This window comes from Lysobacter sp. FW306-1B-D06B (assembly GCF_038446665.1).
Taxonomy (GTDB): Bacteria; Pseudomonadota; Gammaproteobacteria; order Xanthomonadales; family Xanthomonadaceae; genus Lysobacter_J.
Map to the genome: position 1 here is coordinate 4058994 of NZ_CP151802.1, position 21072 is coordinate 4080065.

General features: G+C 67.7%; 19 protein-coding genes. 12 read left to right on the forward strand and 7 right to left on the reverse strand.

Annotation, left to right across the window (positions count from 1 at the left end):
- Positions 1–34: 34 nt before the first annotated feature.
- The 7 genes from AAFF32_RS18790 to flgA form a co-directional block, all read right to left on the reverse strand.
- Entirely contained in the window at positions 35–1081 is a 1047-nt protein-coding gene (locus AAFF32_RS18790; RefSeq protein ID WP_342316005.1) for a cupin-like domain-containing protein, read from the reverse strand.
- Positions 1081–1821 carry a SapC family protein gene (locus tag AAFF32_RS18795; protein WP_216963836.1) on the reverse strand — a complete coding sequence of 247 codons (741 nt, stop codon included), beginning with the start codon at positions 1819–1821 and terminating at the stop codon, positions 1081–1083. Before AAFF32_RS18795 ends, AAFF32_RS18790 begins: the two co-directional genes overlap by 1 nt.
- A 183-nt stretch (positions 1822–2004) precedes the next feature.
- Positions 2005–5166 carry a TonB-dependent receptor gene (locus AAFF32_RS18800; protein ID WP_216963839.1) on the reverse strand — a complete coding sequence of 1054 codons (3162 nt, stop codon included), beginning with the start codon at positions 5164–5166 and terminating at the stop codon, positions 2005–2007.
- A 735-nt stretch (positions 5167–5901) separates the two neighbouring features.
- The gene (locus AAFF32_RS18805) at positions 5902–7158 is read right to left on the reverse strand and encodes an ATP-binding protein (protein WP_342316007.1); all 1257 of its coding nucleotides are present in this window, start codon (positions 7156–7158) and stop codon (positions 5902–5904) included.
- A 163-nt stretch (positions 7159–7321) separates the two neighbouring features.
- Entirely contained in the window at positions 7322–7684 is a 363-nt protein-coding gene (locus AAFF32_RS18810; protein ID WP_216963842.1) for a flagellar protein FlgN, read from the reverse strand.
- Positions 7685–7697: 13 nt separating this feature from the next.
- Positions 7698–8015 (reverse strand): flagellar biosynthesis anti-sigma factor FlgM, encoded by a 318-nt coding sequence (gene flgM, locus AAFF32_RS18815; protein WP_216963844.1) that lies wholly within the window; start codon positions 8013–8015, stop codon positions 7698–7700.
- 88 nt (positions 8016–8103) lie between these two features.
- Entirely contained in the window at positions 8104–8757 is a 654-nt protein-coding gene (gene flgA / locus AAFF32_RS18820) for a flagellar basal body P-ring formation chaperone FlgA (protein WP_216963847.1), read from the reverse strand.
- A 277-nt stretch (positions 8758–9034) separates the two neighbouring features.
- On the opposite strand from flgA, the gene AAFF32_RS18825 reads away from it, so the two are divergent.
- The 12 genes from AAFF32_RS18825 (at position 9035) to flgL (ending at position 21018) form a co-directional block, all read left to right on the forward strand.
- Positions 9035–9961, forward strand: coding sequence for a chemotaxis protein CheV (locus AAFF32_RS18825; protein ID WP_216963850.1), 927 nt, complete (start codon positions 9035–9037; stop codon positions 9959–9961).
- A gap of 130 nt (positions 9962–10091) precedes the next feature.
- Positions 10092–10451, forward strand: a complete 360-nt coding sequence (gene flgB, locus AAFF32_RS18830; RefSeq protein ID WP_216963853.1) for a flagellar basal body rod protein FlgB — start codon at positions 10092–10094, stop codon at positions 10449–10451.
- A gap of 26 nt (positions 10452–10477) precedes the next feature.
- Positions 10478–10885 carry a flagellar basal body rod protein FlgC gene (gene flgC, locus AAFF32_RS18835; RefSeq protein ID WP_137834186.1) on the forward strand — a complete coding sequence of 136 codons (408 nt, stop codon included), beginning with the start codon at positions 10478–10480 and terminating at the stop codon, positions 10883–10885.
- Between the two features lie 169 nt (positions 10886–11054).
- Complete coding sequence (locus AAFF32_RS18840; protein WP_342316008.1) at positions 11055–11717, forward strand: flagellar hook capping FlgD N-terminal domain-containing protein; 663 nt, start codon at positions 11055–11057, stop codon at positions 11715–11717.
- A gap of 67 nt (positions 11718–11784) precedes the next feature.
- On the forward strand, positions 11785–13008 hold the full coding sequence (flgE, locus tag AAFF32_RS18845; RefSeq protein WP_342316009.1) for a flagellar hook protein FlgE: 1224 nt from the start codon (positions 11785–11787) through the stop codon (positions 13006–13008).
- 32 nt (positions 13009–13040) lie between these two features.
- Positions 13041–13784, forward strand: a complete 744-nt coding sequence (locus AAFF32_RS18850) for a flagellar basal body rod protein FlgF (protein WP_216963862.1) — start codon at positions 13041–13043, stop codon at positions 13782–13784.
- A gap of 112 nt (positions 13785–13896) precedes the next feature.
- The gene (flgG, locus tag AAFF32_RS18855; protein WP_342316010.1) at positions 13897–14682 is read left to right on the forward strand and encodes a flagellar basal-body rod protein FlgG; all 786 of its coding nucleotides are present in this window, start codon (positions 13897–13899) and stop codon (positions 14680–14682) included.
- An 8-nt stretch (positions 14683–14690) separates the two neighbouring features.
- Positions 14691–15389, forward strand: a complete 699-nt coding sequence (gene flgH, locus AAFF32_RS18860; RefSeq protein WP_216963868.1) for a flagellar basal body L-ring protein FlgH — start codon at positions 14691–14693, stop codon at positions 15387–15389.
- A gap of 243 nt (positions 15390–15632) precedes the next feature.
- A complete protein-coding gene (locus tag AAFF32_RS18865) occupies positions 15633–16739 on the forward strand; it encodes a flagellar basal body P-ring protein FlgI (RefSeq protein WP_342317314.1) in 1107 nt (368 codons plus the stop codon).
- A gap of 219 nt (positions 16740–16958) precedes the next feature.
- Positions 16959–17921, forward strand: a complete 963-nt coding sequence (gene flgJ, locus AAFF32_RS18870; protein WP_342316011.1) for a flagellar assembly peptidoglycan hydrolase FlgJ — start codon at positions 16959–16961, stop codon at positions 17919–17921.
- Positions 17922–17938: 17 nt separating this feature from the next.
- Complete coding sequence (gene flgK / locus AAFF32_RS18875; RefSeq protein ID WP_342316012.1) at positions 17939–19819, forward strand: flagellar hook-associated protein FlgK; 1881 nt, start codon at positions 17939–17941, stop codon at positions 19817–19819.
- Entirely contained in the window at positions 19816–21018 is a 1203-nt protein-coding gene (gene flgL / locus AAFF32_RS18880; protein WP_216963878.1) for a flagellar hook-associated protein FlgL, read from the forward strand. Before flgK ends, flgL begins: the two co-directional genes overlap by 4 nt.
- Positions 21019–21072 lie beyond the last annotated feature (54 nt).

The window sequence follows — 21072 nt, forward strand, 5'->3', positions numbered from 1 at the left end:
CGTCAACTTCGGCAAGCCACCGGACGCGCCGGCACTAACGATTGAGTTTGGCGATCAGCATCGCGCGCAACTGCCGCGCAAGCGTTTCGTCCACCGCACCGAGCGTGTTGCGCGCGGCGGGCGGAAGATGCTCGCCGGCGCGTTCGCCCGGGCCGAACACGTAGTAATCGAAGATCTCGCGCCAGGCCAGCTTCTCGCGCTCGGGTCGGTCGCGGATCGTCCACATCGCGTGGTACAGCGCGTGCATCGGCGTGGGCACGTACGCCGGAACGCTGCTCCACCAGTAGTTCACCAGCACGTTGAACGCTTCCAGCCCCTGCACGTGATGCCACCACAGGCTGGGAATGAAGATCGCGTCGCCCGGTTCCAGCACGGCGCTCTGCCCCGCCGCGAGCGCGTCGCGGAAACGTGGATAACGCTGGAAGTCCGGTGCGTCGAAGTCCACCACGCTCACCGCCTGCCCGCCCGGCGTCGGCTCCAGCGGACCCGGATACAAGTTGTGCACCTGCTCCGGCGGGAACAGCGTGAAACGGCGGCGCCCCACCGCACACACCGCGATGTTGTTGAGTGCGTCGTAATGGCACGAGGCGGTGACGCGGTTGCCGATCCAGATGCTCGGCGGCGCGTCGATGTTATGCGCGGCCAGGTTGAGGTCGTTCGTCTGGCGCAGGCCCGGCAGGCGCGTGTCCACGAGCAGCGAGGCGACGTAGTACGTGGGCGGTGCGGCATCGCCGGCATGCGCGGCGATCTCGTCGAGCACCTGCGCCAGTGCGCTGCGGCGGACCTCGCAATTCAGATCGGTGAAATCGTCGTTGTAGAACGGACGCCCCTTCACTTCGGGCGCGCCCCAGGAATAGGTGACCGGCTGGCCGTTGTCGAAGCGGCGCAGGTAATCCATCGCCGCCGTCATCGAAGGCGCGCCTTCCTTCACCAGCCCCCAGTCGCGCGCGATGCCGCGCAGCACCGCGGGCTTGCCGGAGGCGAGCAGTTCGTCGATGGGCAGCGCGTCCGCGCGCAGGCCGTCGATCTCCCGGATCCGCCCGATGACCTTGGCGCCCGCGTCGACGGCCACGTCGCCCATCAGGCATTCCCCGCCTGTTGCAGGCGGCGTTGCTTTTCCGCCATCAGGCGACGCAGGTTGTGCATCGAGGCGAGCACCAGGTACGCGCCTTCCAGATAGCCGGCGCGATGCAGTCCGTGCAATGCATCGGCGTCGAGCGCGGCAAGCCGCTCGCGGTCGATGCCGTGCAGTCCGGCCAGGCTGACGCGATGCTGCTCGTCCAGTTGCAGTTCCAGCGCGACCGGCTGGATCAGGCCGAGCGCGTCGAACGCGGCGAACATCGCCTTGCCCGCATCCACGCCATCGCGGATGCCGCGCAGCACGGAGGAGATGTGGTCCAGGTACGCGCTGTTGCCGCCGTGCGGCAGGAACACCGCCTCGCCTTCGCCCGTGGCGACGCGCGGGTGGTCCATGTCGACGTGGATGACCGGCTCGCGGCGCAGCTCGCCGTCCACGCGGCGCTCCTGGAAGCCGATCAGGAACGGCCCCTTCGCCACCGCGCCGGGCAGGTAGGCGGCGTTCCAGCGTTCGCCCTGCAGGAACAGGTTTTCCTTCGCCTCCAGGCCGAGCAGCGCCACGGCCTGCCAGTCGTCGCCGGCCGGATCCTTGCGGAAGAAGATCGGGTATTCGCGTTGCAGTTCGGCGAATTCGGTCGGGAATGCCACGACCATGCCGGTGTCGTCGCCGAACTCGCGGCCGAAGCGCGTGACGACGCGCAGATCCTTGTGCGTGATGTTGTTGAGCAGTTCGTATCGGGCCATGAGATTGCGACGGAGAGGTTCGCCTGATTTATGCACCCATCCGGCCCGTTTGGGAAACCCCTGCGAGGCCTCCATCACACCAGCCGACGGATGGCCCATTGACGCGTTCCCGGCAGGAGGGCGGACCGCTGCGCTGGCAGCGGTCCAACCCTGTCGCGACACCCGGGAGGGAAGGCGCGAACCTTAGAACCTGTAGCGGACACCCAGCATGTAGCGCGGGCTCTGGTCGACCAGCTTGATGATCTGCTTCTCGGAGCGGCCGTGCCAACGCACGTCCTCGCCGGTCAGGTTGATCGCTTCCAGGCCGAACTGCCAGTTGTCGTTGAGCGTGTAGTTCACGCCCAGATCCCACTGCTCGTACTCCTCGACGTAGTACGGATTGCGGTTGGAACCGTTCTGGTTCGCCGCGATCAGGTACTCGTCGCGCCAGTTCCATGCCAGGCGCACGGACCAGCCGAACTTCTCGTACATGAACATCACGTTGGCCGTGTCGCTCAGGCCGAGCAGCGCGAACTGGTCGCGTTCGATCACCGTGTTGTCGAATGCGACGTCACCGTCCACCAGCGTGTAGTTGGCGTAGATGCCGAAGCCCGACTCGCCGAAGAAGTACTGGCCGCCCATTTCCCAACCGTGCAGGTTGGCGCTGTTCTGGTTGACCGGACGGTTGACGTCGAACTCGTACAGCGGATCGTCGGCCTCGCCCACCAGGTCGTAGGCATTCTCCATCGCCAGCGTCTGCGCCGAGGAACCGTCGTACGCGGCCAGGCCGCCCGTGGCACCGGCATTGCGCAGCATCGCCACCGCGGTGAACAGCGCGGTGTCGTTGGCCGAGCACGCCTGCGCGAGGTCGCCGCCTGCGGCCGTGACCTGCGCCGCGCACTGCGCGCCGGTCAGGAACGCGAGCGCGGCCTGCGCGTCGGGGCCGGACGTCGGGTCGGTGAGTCCGTACAGCGGCTCACGCACCACCGAGGTGCCGATGAAGTTCTTCACGTCCTTGTTCCAGAACGTCACCGAGACGAAGCTGGCGTCGGCGAAGTACCACTCGATCGCAAGGTCGAGGTTGTCCGATTCCAGCGGATCCAGCGCGGGGTTCTGCGCGTCGCCGCCGGCACGGGTGGACGGGTTGATCAGGATCGAACCGGTGGGCTGGTTCGGCGTCGGGCCCGCGTAGAGGTTGTTGTACGGCGCACGCGCGATGGTCTTGCTGAACGACGCACGGCCCTTGATCTCGTCCGTGATGTCGATGCTGAAGTCCAGGTTCGGCAGGACGTAGTCGTAGCTGTGCGTCTCGCTGAAGGGCTGCTGGTCGTCCGAACGCAGGATGCGGAAGTCGTTGTTCGCCTGCCACTGGATGGCGCTGGGCGTTGCGACCTGCGAGGTCGAGGTCAGGTAGGTCTTCTCGTAACGCACACCGATGCGCGTGTTGGTCGTCATGCCGCCGAGCGTGCCGTCCAGTTCGATCTGGGCGTAGGCCGCGTCGGTGTCTTCCTTGATCTTGTTGTCGGCCGCCAGCTGCGGGTTGTAGCGCGTGGTGGCACCGTAGAAATCACCGGCCCACAACGCACCCGCCGTGGCATTGCCGCGCCACGCACCGCGTGCCGCACCCGGCGCGCTGAAGTCGTCGAACATGCCGACGATGTCCACCGGCCGCAGGAGCTCGGCCAGCCCCGGCTCGTTGCCGGTGTTCGCCACGCCCCAGTCGCCCAGGGTCGAATAGGCTTCCGTGGCCTGCTTGCGGGTCATCTCAGTGCGCGAGGAATCCACACCGAACTGCAGGCGCCCTTCGTCGAAGTTGTATTCGCCGTCGATGCGGCCCTGCGTGATTTCGGTTTCCTGGCGCTGGTAGTTGATGCGCAGCACCTGCGAACCGATCTGCTCGACCGGGAAGTCCGGATTGACGACGCCGCCGGTGTTCGAAGCGGCCGCGGCCGGATTGGCGAACCAGGTGCGCGCGCCGATCGGCAGACCGTTGTTGAACCACAGCTCCTGCGCCCAGTTGCCGCCGCAGTACGGACCCACGGTGCAGTTGTTGGTGCCGGCGATGGAGAAGAACGTCGAGCTGCCGCCGGTGGTCGGATCGTTCGGCAGGCTCTTCGAGGTCGTGTTGTGACCGTCGAAGCTCATGCGGAACCGCTCGGTCACGTCCCACTTGGCGTTGAAGCCGAGCGAATCGAGCTTGTATTCCTGTTCCTGGCGCTGCTGCTCGTAGCCGAAGTCCTTCGTGCCGACGATGTCACGCAGGTACACCGGCGTGGCGACCGCTTCGTTGGTGTCGAAGGTCAGGTGCGAGAAGCTGTTGGCGCGCTGCAGCCAGATGGTCTGCTCGCCGCGGTCTTCGGTGATCTCGTTGCTGGAGTACGTGTAGTCCAGGGTGAACTGCAACGCGTCGGTCGGTGCGAACTGCAGCACCGCCTGGCCGTTGATGCGCTCGCGTTCGAAGTCGGCGAAGGCATAGCGCAGGTCGTTCGGCATGCCGTAGAGCTGGCCGATCGCCGGCGCGTTGACCAGCACCGCGTCAGGACGCAAGGCCGGGTCGGTACCCGTCCAGCGCTGCATGTTCCATGCGTTCTCGGTGGACTGCACCGAACCGCCGTGGCGCTTCTGGTAGCTGGCCGACAGACCGACGCCCCAGGTCTTGTCGTCGTTGGTGTAGCTGAAGATGCCGGAGACTTCCGGCGTGATGTCGCTGTCGAACGGCTGCGATTCGTCGTACACCGCCTTGGCGCCCGCACTGGCGACCAGGCCGCTGTGCGCGAACGGACGATCGGTCTGGATGTCGATCGTCGCGCCGATGCCGCCGGAAGAAATGTTGGCACGACCGGTCTTGTAGACGACCAGCGTGTCGATGGCTTCCGAGGCGAGCTGCGCGAAGTTGAACGCACGCGTGCCGCCGTCGATGCCGCCGATCGGCACCTGGCCCGGTGCACCGAACGCATCCGCGCCCGGAATGGTGCGGCCGTTGAGGGTCACCATGTTGAACTGCGGGCCGAAGCCACGCGCGGTGACCTGTGCGCCTTCACCATCGCGACGCTCGATCGAAATACCCGTGATGCGCTGCAGGGATTCGGCGAGGTTGGTGTCGGGGAACTTGCCGATGTCCTCGGAGCTGATCGCATCGACGACGCCGGCCGACTCGCGCTTGAGTTCCATCGACTGGTTGAGGCTGTTGCGCAGGCCGGTGACGACGACCGAGTCGAGCGTCGTGGCTTCGTCGGACTGGCGCTGCTGCGCGACGGGCGCCTGCTGCGCCTGCGTGTCCTGCGCGAAAACTGGATTGATGACGAGCACGCCGCCGACGAAGGTGAACATCGCCGTACGCTTGAACCGCTTCGATCGCAGGCTCATTGGCCGACCCTCCCGAACGTTGCAAAACCGCTGATGTCCTCGCGCGGCACGATGGTGGCCGACTGCTTCCAGGACGCCGTTACTGCGTGGGACCGAAACCAAATCATGTGGTCTGCCCTCTACTTCGATCGATGGATGTATCGCCCCTCCCCAGGGCACCCCGCAGGCCGCGCCTGCCAACTCCAAAGCCGGACGTTCGACGAACCGTCCGTTGCAACGTAACGCGTGGTCCAACGTTATTTTTACGGTTGAAGATCCCGTGCAGGCGTAACGAATTTCCTACTTCGTCATGCAGTGACAATTGCGTCACAGTGGTAGCGCTACCACAAAGCCTTAACGCAAATTAAGCAAACTGTGCCGAGTTTGTCACCGTGCAGTGCAACAAACCTCCTTCTGCTCAAGAAGTTTCATCAGAAACCAGACGCGGCAAATGAGGAACGGACGCGCCGATTGGTAGCGTTAGCACGCTCGAACGTGATCGGAGGGCGGAAGCGGCAAGCGGGAGACTCGCCCGGAAAGCGGGCAAAGGCTGGCCCCAGGCCGATGGCGCATGGGCATTCTGTGTGCAGTGAACCCTGTGCCCGTTGAGGGTGGTTTGGCGAGCGGGAGTGCCCGTTCGCTGCGGGCCTGGGTCCCGGCCTTCGCCGGGATGACGATTCTTTTCAGCCGGACATTCGCTGGACTGCCCGCGTTCTTCACTGCCGGCGTTCTTCGCCGCGATAACCGTGCGCCGCGCTACTTCGCGTTCGCGCGCGGACGCGACAGCACCGGTTGCGAGATCGGCAAGAACACGCGGAAGTTGCTGCCTGCCCCAGGGCGGCTGTGCACTTCGATGCGACCGTGGTGCTTGGCGACGATGCGGTACGCGATCGCCAGCCCCAGTCCCGTGCCGCGGCCGATCGGCTTGGTCGTGTAGAACGGATCGAAGATGCGCTGCACCGCATCCTCGGGAATGCCGACGCCGTCGTCGGCCACGCTGACCCACACTTCGTCGCCTTCGGTGCCCATCGCCAGCGTGATCAGGCCGCGATCGTTGATCGCCTGGCCGGCGTTGATCAGCAGGTTCATGAAGACCTGGTTGATCTCCGACAGATAACACTCCACCAGCGGCACTTCGTCGTAATGCTTGTCGACCTTCGCCTTGTACTTGAGGTCGTTCCAGACGATGTTGAGCGTGGATTCCAGGCCCTTGCGCAAGTCCGACGGACGCATCGGCTCATCGCGTTCGACGTGCGAGAACTCCTTGAGGTCCTGCACGATCTTGGTCACGCGCTCGATGCCTTCGCGCGATTCCTCCAGCAGCTTGGGCAGGTCCCCGGTAATGAAGTCCACATCCAGGCGTTCGCTCAGGCGCTTGAGCAGCGGGCGGCTCGCGGTGGGATCGTCGGACTGCAACGCGTCGGCGTAACCGTCCAGCAGCGCGAGCAGCGCGCCGACGTATTCCTGCAACGTGCCCAGGTTGGAATGCACGTAGCCGATGGGGTTGTTGATCTCGTGCGCGACGCCCGCGGCGAGTTGGCCGATGGAGGCCATCTTCTCCGATTGCAGCAGTTGTTCCTGCGCACTGGCGAGGCGGTCGTAGGTGGATTGCAGTTCGTCGTGGCGGCGGCGCAGTTCGCCTTCGCGCGCCGAACGCACGGAGATGTCGCTCATCACCGCGAAGCGGCGGCAGCGGCCGCGGTCGCGCCCGGCGAAGGCCTTGATCTCCAGCACCAGACCCGGCAACGCGGTGGGGACTTCGCCGATCCAGCGGCCGTCGCGCACGGCGATCTGCCAGCCCTGTTCCGGGATGTAGTCCAGCAGCTTCGCCGGATCGGGACGGGGATCGTCGGGATGCAGGCGCATCGCCAGCACGCGGCCGGCGTCGTTGCTGTGCAGCAGGCATCCGTCGCTGTCGAGCAGGAAGACCGCCAGGTCGGACATCGCGACCGCCCAGAGCATGTCCTCGCTCCAGATGCTGTCGCCCGTACTTTCCATCGTGTGCTCGCTCATCCCACTCCGAGGCCGCTCGTCAGGCCGGCTCAATCAATCCACATGGTCCGCGCCGGGGCGCGGGCAAGGAAGTGGAAGGGAGTGTATGGCAAGACACGACCTGGCAATGACAGATTTCGGTCGACCTTCAGTCCTGATCCGGCGGCCGACCTGGCAACGCCGGTCAGACCGATACGTTCAGACGGCTCTGCGCCTTGGCGCCGGACTGCCCGCTGGCGTCGTATACGGTGTCGGCGTCGAGTCGGCCGAGGTGCCGCAGGGACCAGTTCACTTCGCGGCGACGGCGCGCCAGCAGCGCTCCGTTGGCCTGGTTGAGCTCGCTCAGCGCGAGCACGCGCTGCGCATCAGCGCCGCTCGCGCCTGCGGCCTCGGCGGCCCGCAGCGCGACCAGCTTGGCCTGGGTCGAACGCAGCAGCGCATCCACGTCGTGTTCGAGCAGCGCGCGGCGCTCCTCGTGCAGCGCGTGTTCCAGCGCTTCCAGCGGGCCCGAGCCCAGGCTGGATCCGATCGTCGAGGCTTCGCTCATCGCCCGGCGCCTTTCACTTGGACAGCGCGTTCTCGAGCGAGAGCATGCGGTCGGCGACGGCCTGCGCGTCGACCTTGTAGCTGCCGTCGGCGAGCGAGGCGCGGATCGCGTTGACCTTGGCCACGTCGATGCCGGCCGGCGCCGAGCCGAGCTCGCGCTCCAGCGCCTGCAGGTTCGTGGCATCGCCGGTCAGGCGAATCTGGTCGGACGCGGCGGTCGCGCCCACCGGCTGGCCGCGGTCGGCCCCGGCGCGGGACTGCACGGACGTGCTGGCCGCGGCTTCCACCTGGCGCAGCGCGGGTGACATGGCACCGTCGATCTTGTGGGTCATGGCTGACTCCTGGAGAACGTGTTCGAACTGGATAACGGCCGCCCGCGGACGGACTTGAGGGGAAAACCTGACAGGTTTGCAGGAGCCGTCACAAATTGACCTCTACAAGCCCGGGACCGACCAGTCGGCCCCGGATGATACGGCGCGAGGCGGTGTTCTCGACCGAGACGGTCGACCCCACCCGCCCTGCTCCGAGCGCCCGCCCGCCCATGCGCACTTCCATGCCGCCGACGCGCGAGACCAGGGTGACCGGATCGCCGCGCTTGAGCGCGTCCTCACCGCCCACGTCGTCCTGGCCGAGCACCGCACCGGCCGGCATCGCCTTGCGCAGGCGCTTGCCGATGACGGCGCCCGGGTCGGTGACGACCGCTCCGGCGTTGGCCCCGAGTTCGCGCCGCTGCACCGCAAGGTGTTGCGGCCCGATCGGTTCGTCCCCGCGCACGGGCCGGGAAAGGACGACCACGTCGGCCTCGCGTCGCACCTTCACCGGAACGTAGACCTGCCAGCCCGGGGTATCGGCGCAGCGCACGGCGACTGAAGCCGGCCCGGCGACGGTGGTCGCAAGCGGCTGCGTGCAGGCGGGCATGCGCAGTTGCGAGTCGACGGCGGCCTCGGCCTGGGTGTTGGCTCCGAGCGCGGCGATGGCGGCGGTGCGGATGGAGTCGGGCGACTGGAACGCAGTCGCCCGCGCCTGCGGCTGCCACAGCGCGAGCGTCAGCATGGCGATGTAGGTGGCGCGCACGGGGGGCTCCGAAGCGGGTTCGTGGTGGGCTTGCAGGATTTGTGCCGTGGCGCGGGTGATGCAGGGCGAGTGCATGCGGTGTGGGCGCAGGCGCCCCCTCTTCCGCCCTTCGGGCACCTTCTCCCGCAAGGGGAGAAGGGAGCAGCAACAGCGACAGCAAACGCGTCGTCGCCCGCACGTCGTCCCTCTCCCCTTGCGGGAGAGGGACAGGCCGCCGCAGGCGGCCAGGGAGAGGGATCGCGCTCAAGTCCCGCCCCACCCTGCCGACAACCCGACCATGAGTCAGGACCTGCTCGACCGCATCGACCAACGCACCCGCCTGGCCGGCCACAACCGGCTGGCGCTGCTGCTGTTCCGCCTGGGCACGCGTCAGCTTTTTGGCGTGAACGTATTCAAGGTGCAGGAGGTCCTGACGCGCCCGCCGCTGTTCACCCTGCCCCAGCTGCCGCGCGCCTTCAGCGGCGCGGCCGACGTGCGCGGTCGCAGCATCCCGGTGCTGGACCTGGCGCGTGCGATCGGCCACGGCGACGCCTCGTCGGTCGAACCCAAGTACCTGGTCGTCACCGAGTTCAACCGTTCCGTCCAGGGCTTCCTGGTGTCGGCGGTGGAGCGCATCGTCAACATCGCGGTGGAGGACATCCACCCGCCGCCGGAGCACGGCGCCGAGCAGCATTACCTCACCGGCGTCACCCGCCACCACGGCGAGCTGATCCAGCTGATCGACGTGGAAAGCGTGCTGGCCGAGTCCGCGCCGCGCGCCAGCGACGCCGACCAGATCGCCCCGCTCGCCGCCACCAGCCCCACCGCGCCGCGCGAAGTGCTGGTGGTGGACGACTCGCGCGTGGCGCGCAACCAGATCCGCCTCGTGCTCGAACAACTGGGCCTGGGCGCGACGCTGCTGTCGGACGGCCGCCAGGCGCTGGAGCACCTGCAAACGCTGGCCCAGGGCGGCGTGGTCCCGCACGAGCGCTACGCCATGGTCATCTCCGACATCGAGATGCCGGCCATGGACGGCTACACCCTCACGACGGAAATCCGACGCGATCCGGCCCTGCGCGGGCTGTTCGTGCTGTTGCACACCTCGCTGTCGGGCGTGTTCAACCAGGCGATGGTGGAGCGCGTGGGCGCGGACGACTTCGTGCCGAAGTATTCGGAACACGAGCTGGCGCAGCGGGTTACGGCGCGGGTGAATTCGTTGTCGTAGAGCCGGGATTGGGGATCAGGGATTAGGGATTCGGAGAAGCAAAGGCGTCGCGCCTTTTCGAATCCCCAATCCCGACGCCCTCTGGCACAGCCCTTGCCTCTCCCTCCGGGAACCCGACCCCGGAGGCGTCATGTCCGACTTCCTTGGCATCCACGGCACCGCGCTGGCCCTGCGAGAGCAGCGGCTGCAGTTGCTGTCGGCCAACCTGGCCAACGCCGACACGCCCGACTTCAAGGCACAGGACCTGGACTTCACCACGGCCCTGCGCTCGGCGTTGCAGCCCAACGCCGCCAATGCCGACGCCATCGGCGCGGCCGCGCAAGGCGCGCGCTACGAAAGACCGTCCGGCCAGCCCAGCGTCGACGGCAACACCGTCGACGGCGAGCGCGAGCACGCGCTGTTCGCGCAGGCGGCGCTGGAGTACCGCGCCTCGCTGACGTTCGTCGAATCCAAGGTGCGCGGCATGCTCACCGCGATTACCGGCCAATAAGCCGCCGGCCAATAAGGAGACGACGCATGAGCAACCTGCCCATCTTCGACGTCGCCGGTTCGGCGATGAACGCACAGTCGGTGCGACTGTCGACCATCGCCTCCAACCTCGCCAACGCCGATTCCGTCGCCGGCAATCCCGACGCGGTCTATCGCGCCAAGCAGCCGGTGTTCCGCGCCGAAGGCGTGCCGGGCGATCCGGCGCTGGCCGGCGTCAACGTCGTGGAAGTGCGCGAAAGCAACGACGCACCGCTCAAGCGCTACGAACCCGGCCATCCGCTCGCCGACGCGCAGGGCTACGTGTATGCGCCGGCGGTGGATCCGGTGGCGCAGATGGTCGATCTCATTTCCGCCTCGCGCAGCTACCAGGCCAACGTCGAGGTGTTCAACAGCGCCAAGGAACTGGCGTTGTCGACGTTGAACATGGGGCGTTGATGGTGAGCGCGCGTAGTCACCTCCGTCTTCCTGCCCCTCCCCCTGCATGCAGGGGGAGGTTGGGAGGGGGTCGTGAGGCGCGCCAGCGCCGAGCTCGCCGCGATGCGGCCTCGCAACCCCTCCCCAACCCTCCCCTGCACGCAGGGGAGGGGGCCAGTCAGGACTGCACATGACCTCCATCTCCGACTTCGCCGCCAGCCTCGGCACCAGCGCCACCGGCAGCGACACGAAGAAGAAAGCCGATTCGCTCGGCCAGGCCGATTTCCTGCGCCTGATGACCGAACAGTTGCAGCACCAGGACCCGCTGAACCCGATGCAGAACAGCGAGTTCCTCGGACAGCTGGCGCAGTTCTCCACCGTGCAGGGCATCCAGGGACTGCAATCGTCGATGGACGGTTTCAGTTCCTCGCTCGCCACCGACCAGATGCTGCGCGGCGCTTCGCTCGTCGGCCGCAACGTGCTGGTGCCCTCGGCGAAGATGTCGCTGGGCGCGGAAGGCAACGTCAACGGCGTGGTCGCCGCGCCCGACTCGGGCACGGTCACCTTCGAGATCACCGACGCCAACGGCCAGAGCGTGCGCAAGTTCACCGTGCAGGCCGAGAAGGCCGGCGAAGTCTCCTTCGAATGGGACGGCAAGGACGCGGACGGCAAGCGTCTTCCCGCCGACACCTACGGCGTCACCGCCAGCTACGGCTCGGGCGAGACGAAGAAGGACCTGAGCACCTACGTCGAGGCGCGCGTGGACAGCGTCACCGTCGGCAGCGACGGCGTGTTCCTCGACCTGGCCGGACTGGGCACCGCGCCCATGGACTACGTGCTGCGCATCCGCTGATTCCGATCCCACACCGACATCCTTCCCGGTCGCGGGACGGATGCTTCCTCTCTCCGGAGAACACCTCATGGGTTTCAACACTTCGCTGTCCGGCATCAACGCCGCCAACGCCGACCTCAACGTCACGGCGAACAACATCGCCAACGTCAACACGACCGGCTTCAAGGAATCGCGCGCCGAGTTCGCCGACCTGTTCTCCTCCACGTCCTACGGCCTGTCGCGCAACGCCATCGGTTCGGGCGTGAAGCTGAGCAACGTCGCGCAGCAGTTCTCGCAGGGCAACATCGACCCGACCGGTCGCGGCATGGACGTGGCGATCGACGGTGAGGGCTTCTTCGTCCTCAACGACAACGGCGCGCGCGTGTACAGCCGCGCCGGCAACTTCCAGCCCGATCCCAACGGCTTCATCGGCACGCCCGACGGCAAGCGCCTGCAGGTGTTCGCGCCCAACGCCAACGGAAACGGTTTCGACGTGGGCCGCCTCGTCGACCTGCAACTGCTCACCACCACCAGCCCGCCGCAGGCCTCCACCAACGTGGACATGCAGGTGACGCTGCCCGGCAACGCCACCGCGCCGACGGTCGTGCCGTTCGATCCGACCGACACCACCACCTACAGCCATTCCACGGGCGGCGCGACGGTGTACGACTCGCTGGGCGTCGGCCACACGCAGACCTCGTATTTCGTGAAGACCGCCAACGCCAACGAATGGCAGGTCTACAACTACATCGACGGCACCGCCGTGGGCGCGCCGACGACGCTGCAGTTCAACGGCTCCGGCGCGCTGATCGCGCCGGCCAACGGCCAGATCCCGATGGCGCCGTTCACGCCGACCACCGGCGCGGGCGTCATGAACCTGACGCTCAACCTGGGCGGTTCGGCGCAGTACGGCTCGGCGTTCGCGCTGCGCGAGATCGACCCGGACGGTTACCCGGCCGGCAAACTCAACGAGATCGACATCGACCCAACCGGCGTGGTTTACGCGCGTTACTCCAACGGTGCCGACCAGGCGCTGGGCCAGATCGCGCTGACCACCTTCACCAATCCGCAGGGCCTGGCGCCACAGGGCAACAACGTGTGGGCCGAAACCTACGCCTCCGGCGACCCGCGCACCGGCGCGCCGGACACGGCGGACTTCGGCGTGCTGCAGTCCGGCGCGCTGGAAGCCTCCACGGTCGATCTCACCGAACAGCTGGTCAACATGATCACCGCGCAGCGCAACTTCCAGGCCAACGCGCAGATGATCTCGACGCAGGACCAGGTCACCCAGACGATCATCAACATCCGCTAAGCGCGGACGCGATGAGATAGGAGGTCCGTGCCATGACCGATCGCGCGCTCTACATCGCCATGACCGGCGCCAGCACGTCGCTGAAGACGCAGTCGGCGGTGTCGCACAACCTGGCGAACGCGAACACGGTGGGCTTCCAGGCGACGCTCGCCGGTTCCACCGCCGCGCCCGTCACCGGCAACGGCCACGCCTCGCGCGTGGCCGCCGCCGCGCAGACCTACGGCGTCAGCGGCACGCACGGGGCGATCCTCAACACCGGCAACACGCTCGACGTGGCGCTCAACCAGGATCGCTGGCTCACCGTGCAGGACGCGCAGGGCGGCGTGGCCTACACGCGCGCCGGCAATCTGCAGATGAATGCCAACGGCCTGCTGACCAGCAACGGCCGGCCGGTGCTGGGAAGCGATGGCGCGCCGGTCACGGTGCCGCCGTTCCAGTCGATGGACATCGCCAGCGACGGCACGATCTCGATCGTCCCGCAGGGCCAGCCCGCTTCCACCATCGCCGAAGCCGGCCGCCTGGGCGTGGTGCAGTCGCGCACCGCCGACCTGGTGCGCGGCGACGACGGCCTGATGCGCGCCGCCAACGGCCAGCCGCCGCCGCCCGCGGCCGGCGACGTGCTCACCTCCGGCGCGGTGGAGAACAGCAACGTCGAGGCGACCTCGATGCTGGTGCAGATGATCCAGACCGCACGCGCCTTCGAGATGCAGGTACGCGTCTTGCAGAGCGTGGATGAGAACGCGCGCAGCGCCAATTCGTTGTTGTCGACGCGCTGAGACGAACCGCCGTAGCCCGGGTAAGCGCAGCGCACCCGGGGCCCGGTGAGGCACCCCGGGTGCGGCCTTCGGCCTTACCCGGGCTACACACATTCCCCAGGAGACAACCGCCATGACCCAGGCTCTATGGATCGCCAAGACCGGCCTCGACGCGCAGCAGACGCGTATGGCGGTGATCTCGAACAATCTGTCCAACGTCAACACGACGGGCTTCAAGCGCGACCGCGCGGAGTTCCAGGACCTGCTGTACCAGACCATCCGCCAGCCCGGCGGCGCGACGTCCGAACAGACGCAGTCGCCCACCGGCCTGTCCACCGGCACCGGTGTGCGCGTGGCGGCGACGGCGAAGGAGTTCTCGCAGGGCAACCTGGCCGTCACCGGCGGCGCGCTGGACGTGGCCATCGACGGTCGCGGCTTCTTCGAAGTGCTGATGCCCGACGGCAGCACCGCCTACACGCGCGACGGCAGCTTCAAGCGCAGCCCGCAAGGCGAACTGGTGACCAGCTCCGGTTATCCGGTGCAGCCGGGCATCCAGTTTCCCGAAGGCACGCAGAGCGTGACCATCGGCGCCGACGGCACCGTTTCGGTGAAGGTGCAGGGCCAGGCCGAAGACGTGCAGATCGGTGCGCTGACGCTGGCGGATTTCGTGAACCCCTCGGGCCTGCAGGCCATCGGCGGCAACCTCTTCGTCGAAACCGGCGCCAGCGGCCCGGCGCAGACCGGCGCGCCCGGCACCAACGGCGCCGGCCAGCTCGCGCAGGGGCAGTTGGAAGGCTCCAACGTCAACGTCGTGGAAGAGCTGGTGTCGATGATCGAGACCCAGCGCGCGTACGAGACCAACGCCAAGGCGATCTCGACCACCGACTCGATGCTCGGCTTCCTCAACAACAACCTGTGAGGCGCGTCGTGAACGCTCTCGTGCGAATCACCCTGCTTCGAGCCGCCGTGGCCGGCGCGACGCTTGCGCTGTCCGGCTGTGCCGCCGTCGTCGGCGACGTGCGTCCGTTCGAACCGATGGTCGCACCGCCCGCCGCGGTCGTCGCGCCGGTCGCGCCTTCCAGCGAAGGCTCCATCTACGGCGGTCGCGGCCTGAACCTGTTCCAGGACAACAAGGCGCGCGACGTGGGCGACCTGGTCACCATCGTGCTGGTGGAAAACACCAGCGCGCGTGCACAGGCCAACACGTCGGTGAGCAAGGAATCGGGCATCGAGATGGCCGCGCCGACCATCGCCGGCGTGCCGATCACCTACAAGGGCAACGCGATCCTGGAAGCGTCGGTGGAAGGCTCGCGCGACTTCAAGGGCGCCGGCAACAGCACGCAGAGCAACCGCCTCAACGGTTCGGTCACCGCGACCGTGGTGCAGAACCTGGGCAACGGCAACCTGCTGGTGCGCGGCGAGAAGCAGGTGCGCCTGAACCAGGGCGACGAGCTGATCCAGGTTCAAGGAATCGTGCGCACCGCCGATATCGGTCCCGACAACCGCATTTCGTCCGACCGCGTCGGCGATGCGCGCATCGTCTATGGCGGGCGCGGCACGCTGGCGCGTTCCAACGCGATGGGCTGGCTGGGTCGGTTCTTCAATTCCGCTGTCTACCCGTACTGAGGAGGGCATATGAACATTCGTATTTCCTCCTCGTCGCAGGCTTTGAGCCCCTCTCCCTCCGGGAGAGGGGTTGGGGTGAGGGGCAACGAAGGGAAAGGGTTGAACCGCTTTTGCCGTACAACGCTGCGCGGTTGCTGCGCGCTGTCTGCCCGCATCGCGAGAATCAAAATGGATTCCAGCTTTCGCTGGAATGCCGGTGACAAGGGTGACGGCGTGCGGGCCTGGATCCCGGCCTTCGCCGGGATGACGGTTTCGATGGCGTACGCGTCGACGTTCGCGCTGCTCGCCGTCGCCACCGCCCTGCCCGCCCACGCCGAACGCATCAAGGACCTCGCGCAAGTGGCTGGCGTTCGCGGCAATCCGCTGGTGGGTTACGGCCTCGTCGTCGGACTGGATGGCAGCGGCGACCGCACCAGCCAGACGCCCTTCACCGTGCAGAGCCTGAAGACGATGCTCGACCAGCTCGGCGTCAGCATTCCGCCGGGCGTGAACCCGCAGCTCAAGAACGTCGCCGCCGTCGCCATCCACGCCGAGCTTCCGCCGTTCGCCAAGCCGGGCCAGCCAATCGATGTCACCGTCTCGTCCATCGGCAACGCCGGTTCGCTGCGCGGCGGCAGCCTGCTGATGGCGCCGTTGAAGGGCGCCGACGGCCAGGTCTACGCGATCGCGCAGGGCAGCCTGGTGGTGTCGGGCTTCGGCGCGTCCGGCAAGGACGGCTCGCGCATTTCGGTCAACGCGCCCAACGGCGGACGCATTCCCAACGGCGCGATCGTCGAACGCGCGGTGGCCGGCGCGCCGGCGGCGGGCAACGTCACGCTGAACCTGCACGAGGCCGACTTCACCACCGCCTCGCGCATCGTCACCGCCGTCAACGCCGCGTTCGGCAACGGCCGCGCGCGCGCGGTGGACGCGGTCACCATCGAAGTGATGCCGCCCAACGACGGCGACCGCGTCGGTTTCCTGGCGCGACTGGAATCGCTGGACGTGAGCCCCGGCGCGGCGGCGGCCAAGGTCATCGTCAATTCGCGCACCGGCACCGTGGTGATGGGCGGCCAGGTCAGCGTGCTGCCGGCGGCGGTATCGCACGGCTCGCTGACGGTGTCGATCACCGAGAACACGCAGGTCAGCCAGCCCAACGAATTCGGCCGCGGCGACACCGTGGTCACGCCGCAGTCCTCGGTCGAAGCCAGCCAGGACGGCGGCCGCATGTTCCTGTTCCAGGGCGGCACGTCGCTGGAGCAGATCGTGCGCGCGGTGAACGCCGTCGGCGCCGCACCGGGCGACATCGTGGCGATCCTGGAAGCGCTCAAGCGCGCCGGGGCGCTGCGCGCGGAGCTGGAGGTGATCTAGTGCCATCCAATCGTCGACAGTACGGCCTTTGTAGCCCGGGTAAGCGAAGCGCACCGCGCCCCACAGACAACTCAGTCGTGGCGGCGATGAACGCGCCGCAGCGCGTTGCACCGGTAACGTGCGACTTGTTTGTGGTTTGGGCGCGTCACCCCGGGTGCGGCTTCGCCTTACCCGGGCTACAGCATCGCGCGCAGGCACAGCTCTTGCCTTGACCCCACCATGCACCTGCGCCCCGCCACCGCCCAGCCGCTGTCGAGCACGGAAACCCCGCGCGTCGACCGCTCGCGCCTGGAACACGCGGCGCAGCAGCTGGAAGCCCAGTTCGCGCAGATGCTGGTCAAGTCGATGCGCAGCGCCAGCTTCGGCGACCCGCTGATGGGCGACAACTCCACCTACCGCGACATGTACGACCAGCAGCTTTCGCGCGAGCTGGCCAAAGGCCGCGGACTGGGCCTGGCGCCGATGATCGTGCAGCAGCTCCAGCGCAGCACGGGCGCCGCGCAGAACCCCGGCGTCGTCACGCCCGAAGGCGGTTTTCCGATCGATCCGACGGCGACGGCGACGGGCCTGTCGCTTTCGCTCACGCCCAGCAGCGGTGGCGTGTCGCTGCAGGGCGTGGCCGCACCCGCCTTGCCGCGCGTGGAAAAACCGCCGGTCGAATGCGACCCCAACGCCAAGCTCGACTGCTCCAGCCCGGAAGCCTTCGTGCGTTCGGTGTGGCCGCATGCGCAGCGCACCGCGCAGGAACTGGGCGTCTCGCCCAAGGCGCTGGTCGCGCAGGCCGCGCTGGAAACCGGTTGGGGCCGGCGCCTGGCGAACCGCGAAGGCGGCGCCACCTCGCACAACCTGTTCGGCATCAAGGCCGGCTCGCGCTGGGGCGGCGAACGCGCCAGCGCGAACACGCACGAATACGTCGACGGCGTGCGCACGAGCGAGCGGGCGGACTTCCGCGCCTACGGCTCGGTCGGCGACAGCTTCAGCGACTACGCACGCCTGCTCAACAACCCGCGCTATGCGCAGGCGCGCGCAGCCGGCACCGATACGCGGCAGTTCGCGCAGGCGCTGCAAAGCGCCGGCTACGCCACCGACCCCGCCTACGCCGCGAAGATCAACGCGATCGCGGAAGGCGCCACGCTCAACCGCGCGCTCGCCTCGCTCGACGCCGGTTCGACGCGCGGATGACCCCAGGACGCTGACCCATGGCCAATATCCTCTCCACCGGTTCCGGCGCGCTGATCGCGTTCCAGCGCGCGCTCGCGACCGTGAGCCACAACGTCGCCAACGTCGCGACAGAAGGCTATTCGCGCCAGCGCGTCGACCTGGCCACGCGCTCGCCCACCGACATGGGCTACGGCTACGTCGGCAACGGCGTGAAGGTGGCCGATGTGCGCCGCATCGCCGACCAGCTGGCGACCACGCGACTGCTCGACAGCGGCGGCGAACTGTCGCGCCTGCAGCAACTGTCGGCGATGGCATCGCGCGTGGACAGCCTGATTTCCGACAAGGCGACCGGCCTTTCCGGCGTGTGGTCGAACTTCTTCGACGCCACCACCGGCCTGAGCAGCAACGCCTCGTCCTCGGCCGCGCGCCAGGAAGTGCTGTCGGATGCGAACGCGCTGGCCTCGCGCTTCAAGCAGCTCAATTCGCAGCTCGATTCGATGGGCAACGAAGTCAACAGCGGCCTGCGCAGCAGCGCCGAGGAAGTGAACCGCATCGGCGCGGAAATCGCGCGCCTCAACGGCGAGATTTCCTCCAACCCGAACCACGTCTCCAACGACCTGCTCGACCAGCGCGACCGCCTCGTCTCGCAGATGGTCGGATTCACCGGCGGCACCGCGGTCGCGCAGGGCGACGGCTCGCTCAACGTGTTCACCGCGGGCGGCCAGGCGCTGGTCGTGGGCAACACGTCGGCGAAGCTGACCACCATCACCGACCCTTACCAGCCCGAGCGCCTGCAACTCGCGCTGGAAAGCAACGGCCAGCAGATCCGCCTCAACGACACCGCGCTGGGCGGCAAGATCGGCGGTTTGATGGATTTCCGCAGCGACGTGCTCGATCCGGCGCAGGCCGAGCTGGGCAAGATCGCGGTCGGCCTGGCCGAAACGTTCAACAAGCAGCACCGCGCCGGCATGGACCTCAACGGCCAGATGGGCACGGACTTCTTCAACATTCCCGCGCCGCGCACGAGTGGCCATGCCGGCAACACCGGCAACGCCTCGCTCACCGCCAGCGTGGGCGATCTGTCCAAGCTCGACGCGCAGAACGTCGTGCTGAAATTCGACGGCACCGCATGGAGCGCCACGCGCGCCGACACGGGCGCCAACGTGCCGCTCACCGGCACGGGCACCGCCGCCGATCCGCTCGTCGTCGGCGGCGTGGAACTGGTCCTCGGCGGCACGCCGGGCACGGGCGACCGTTTCCTGCTGCAACCCACGGCGGGCGCGGCGGGCGGCATCGGCGTCGCGATCGACGATCCCAATCGCATCGCCGCGGCCACGCCGGTGAAGGCGAAGGCGGAACTGGACAACGTCGGCACCGGCAAGATCAGCGGCGTGAAGGTCACCGATTCGACCAACGCCAACCTGCTCACGCCGGCGGACATCGAATTCATCGACGGCACGCAGTACACAGTCAACGGCGCCGGTCCCTTCACCTACACGCCGGGCCAGCCGATCAACGCCAACGGCTGGAGCCTCACGCTCGACGGCGTGCCCGTCGCGGGCGACCGCTTCAGCGTGGGCAGCACGGGCGCCGGTTCCAGCGACAACGGCAACGCGATCCTGCTGGGCAACCTGGACGATGCGAAGGCGCTGGGCAACGGCACCGTCTCGCTCAACAACGCCATCGGCGGGCTGACCACGCAGATCGGTTCGGCCGCGCGCCAGGCCGATTACGCCGCCGAGGCGCAGCAGGTGCTGCACGACCAGGCGCAGGCGGCGCGCGATTCCATCTCCGGCGTCAACATCGACGAAGAGGCGGCCAACATGATGCGGTTCCAGCAGGCCTACCAGGCGGCGGCGCAGGTCATCTCCACCGCCGACAGCATGTTCCAGTCCCTGATCAGCGCGGTGAGCCGATGAACACGCGTATCTCCACCGCCGGCGCGTACTCGCTGCAACTGAGCACGATGCTGTCCAAGCAGGCCAGCCTGGCGCACACGCAGCAGCAGCTCGCCAAGGGCGAGCGCCTGGTGACCGCGAAGGACGATCCGGTCGCGGCCGGCACGGCCGTGTCGCTGGACCGCGCCAACGCCGAACTGGAACGTTTCGGCCAGAACGCCAACCTGCTCGGCAATCGACTCAATCTTCAGGAAAGCGTGCTCGCGCAGGCGGGCGAACGCCTGGCGCGCGTGCGCGAGCTCACCATCCAGGCCAACAACGCCAGCCTGTCGAGCGACGACAAGAAGGCGATCACCGCCGAGCTGAAGGTGATCCGCCAGGAAATGATCGGCCTGGCCAACAGCCAGGACGGCAGCGGCCGCTATCTGTTCGGCGGCACCGCCGACGACCACGCGCCGTTCGTGGTCAACGGCGGCAATGTCGGCTACACCGGCGACCAGCGCCAGCGCCAGGTCGAGATCGCGCCGGACCAGTTCGTGTCCGACACGCTTCCGGGCAGCGAGTTGTTCATGCGCATCAAGACCGGCGACGGCCGCATCGACGGCGCGGCCGCCACGACCAACACCGGCAGCGGCGTGCTGATGGAATTCGGCCTGGACGCCACCGCTGGCTGGAACGGCGGCCGTTACAGCGTGGTGTTCACCGCGCCGGACGCATACGAATTGCGCGATGCAGGCGGCGCCGTCGTCGGCACCGGCACGTATGAAAGCGGCGAAGGCATCAGCGTCGGCGGCCTCAACCTGCGCATCGACGGCGCGCCGGCGGCGGGCGACAGCTTCAGCATCGGCCCGGCCGGAAACCAGGATGTGTTCGGCATGATCGACGACCTCGTCGGCGCGCTCGAACTTCCCGACGACACGCCCGTGCAGCGCGCCGCGCAGCAGAACGCGTTGCAGGCCTCGCTGCGCGACGCGGCGACGGCGCAGGACCATTTCATCGACGGCCGCGCCACCGGCGGTGCGCAGCTGGCCGCGATGGACAGCGCCGCCGAACTGCGCGAAGCGCAATCGGTGACGCTGGAAACCACGCTGTCGGGCATCCGCGACCTGGACTACGCCGAAGCGATCAGCCGCTTCCAGCTGGAAAGCACCGCGTTGCAGGCGGCGCAGCAGGCCTTCATGCGGCTGCAGTCGAGTTCGTTGTTCGATTTGATGCGGTAGTTCGTGATTCGTGATTCGTGATTCGCAAGAGAGCGTGTCGGCCTTGTTCGTCAT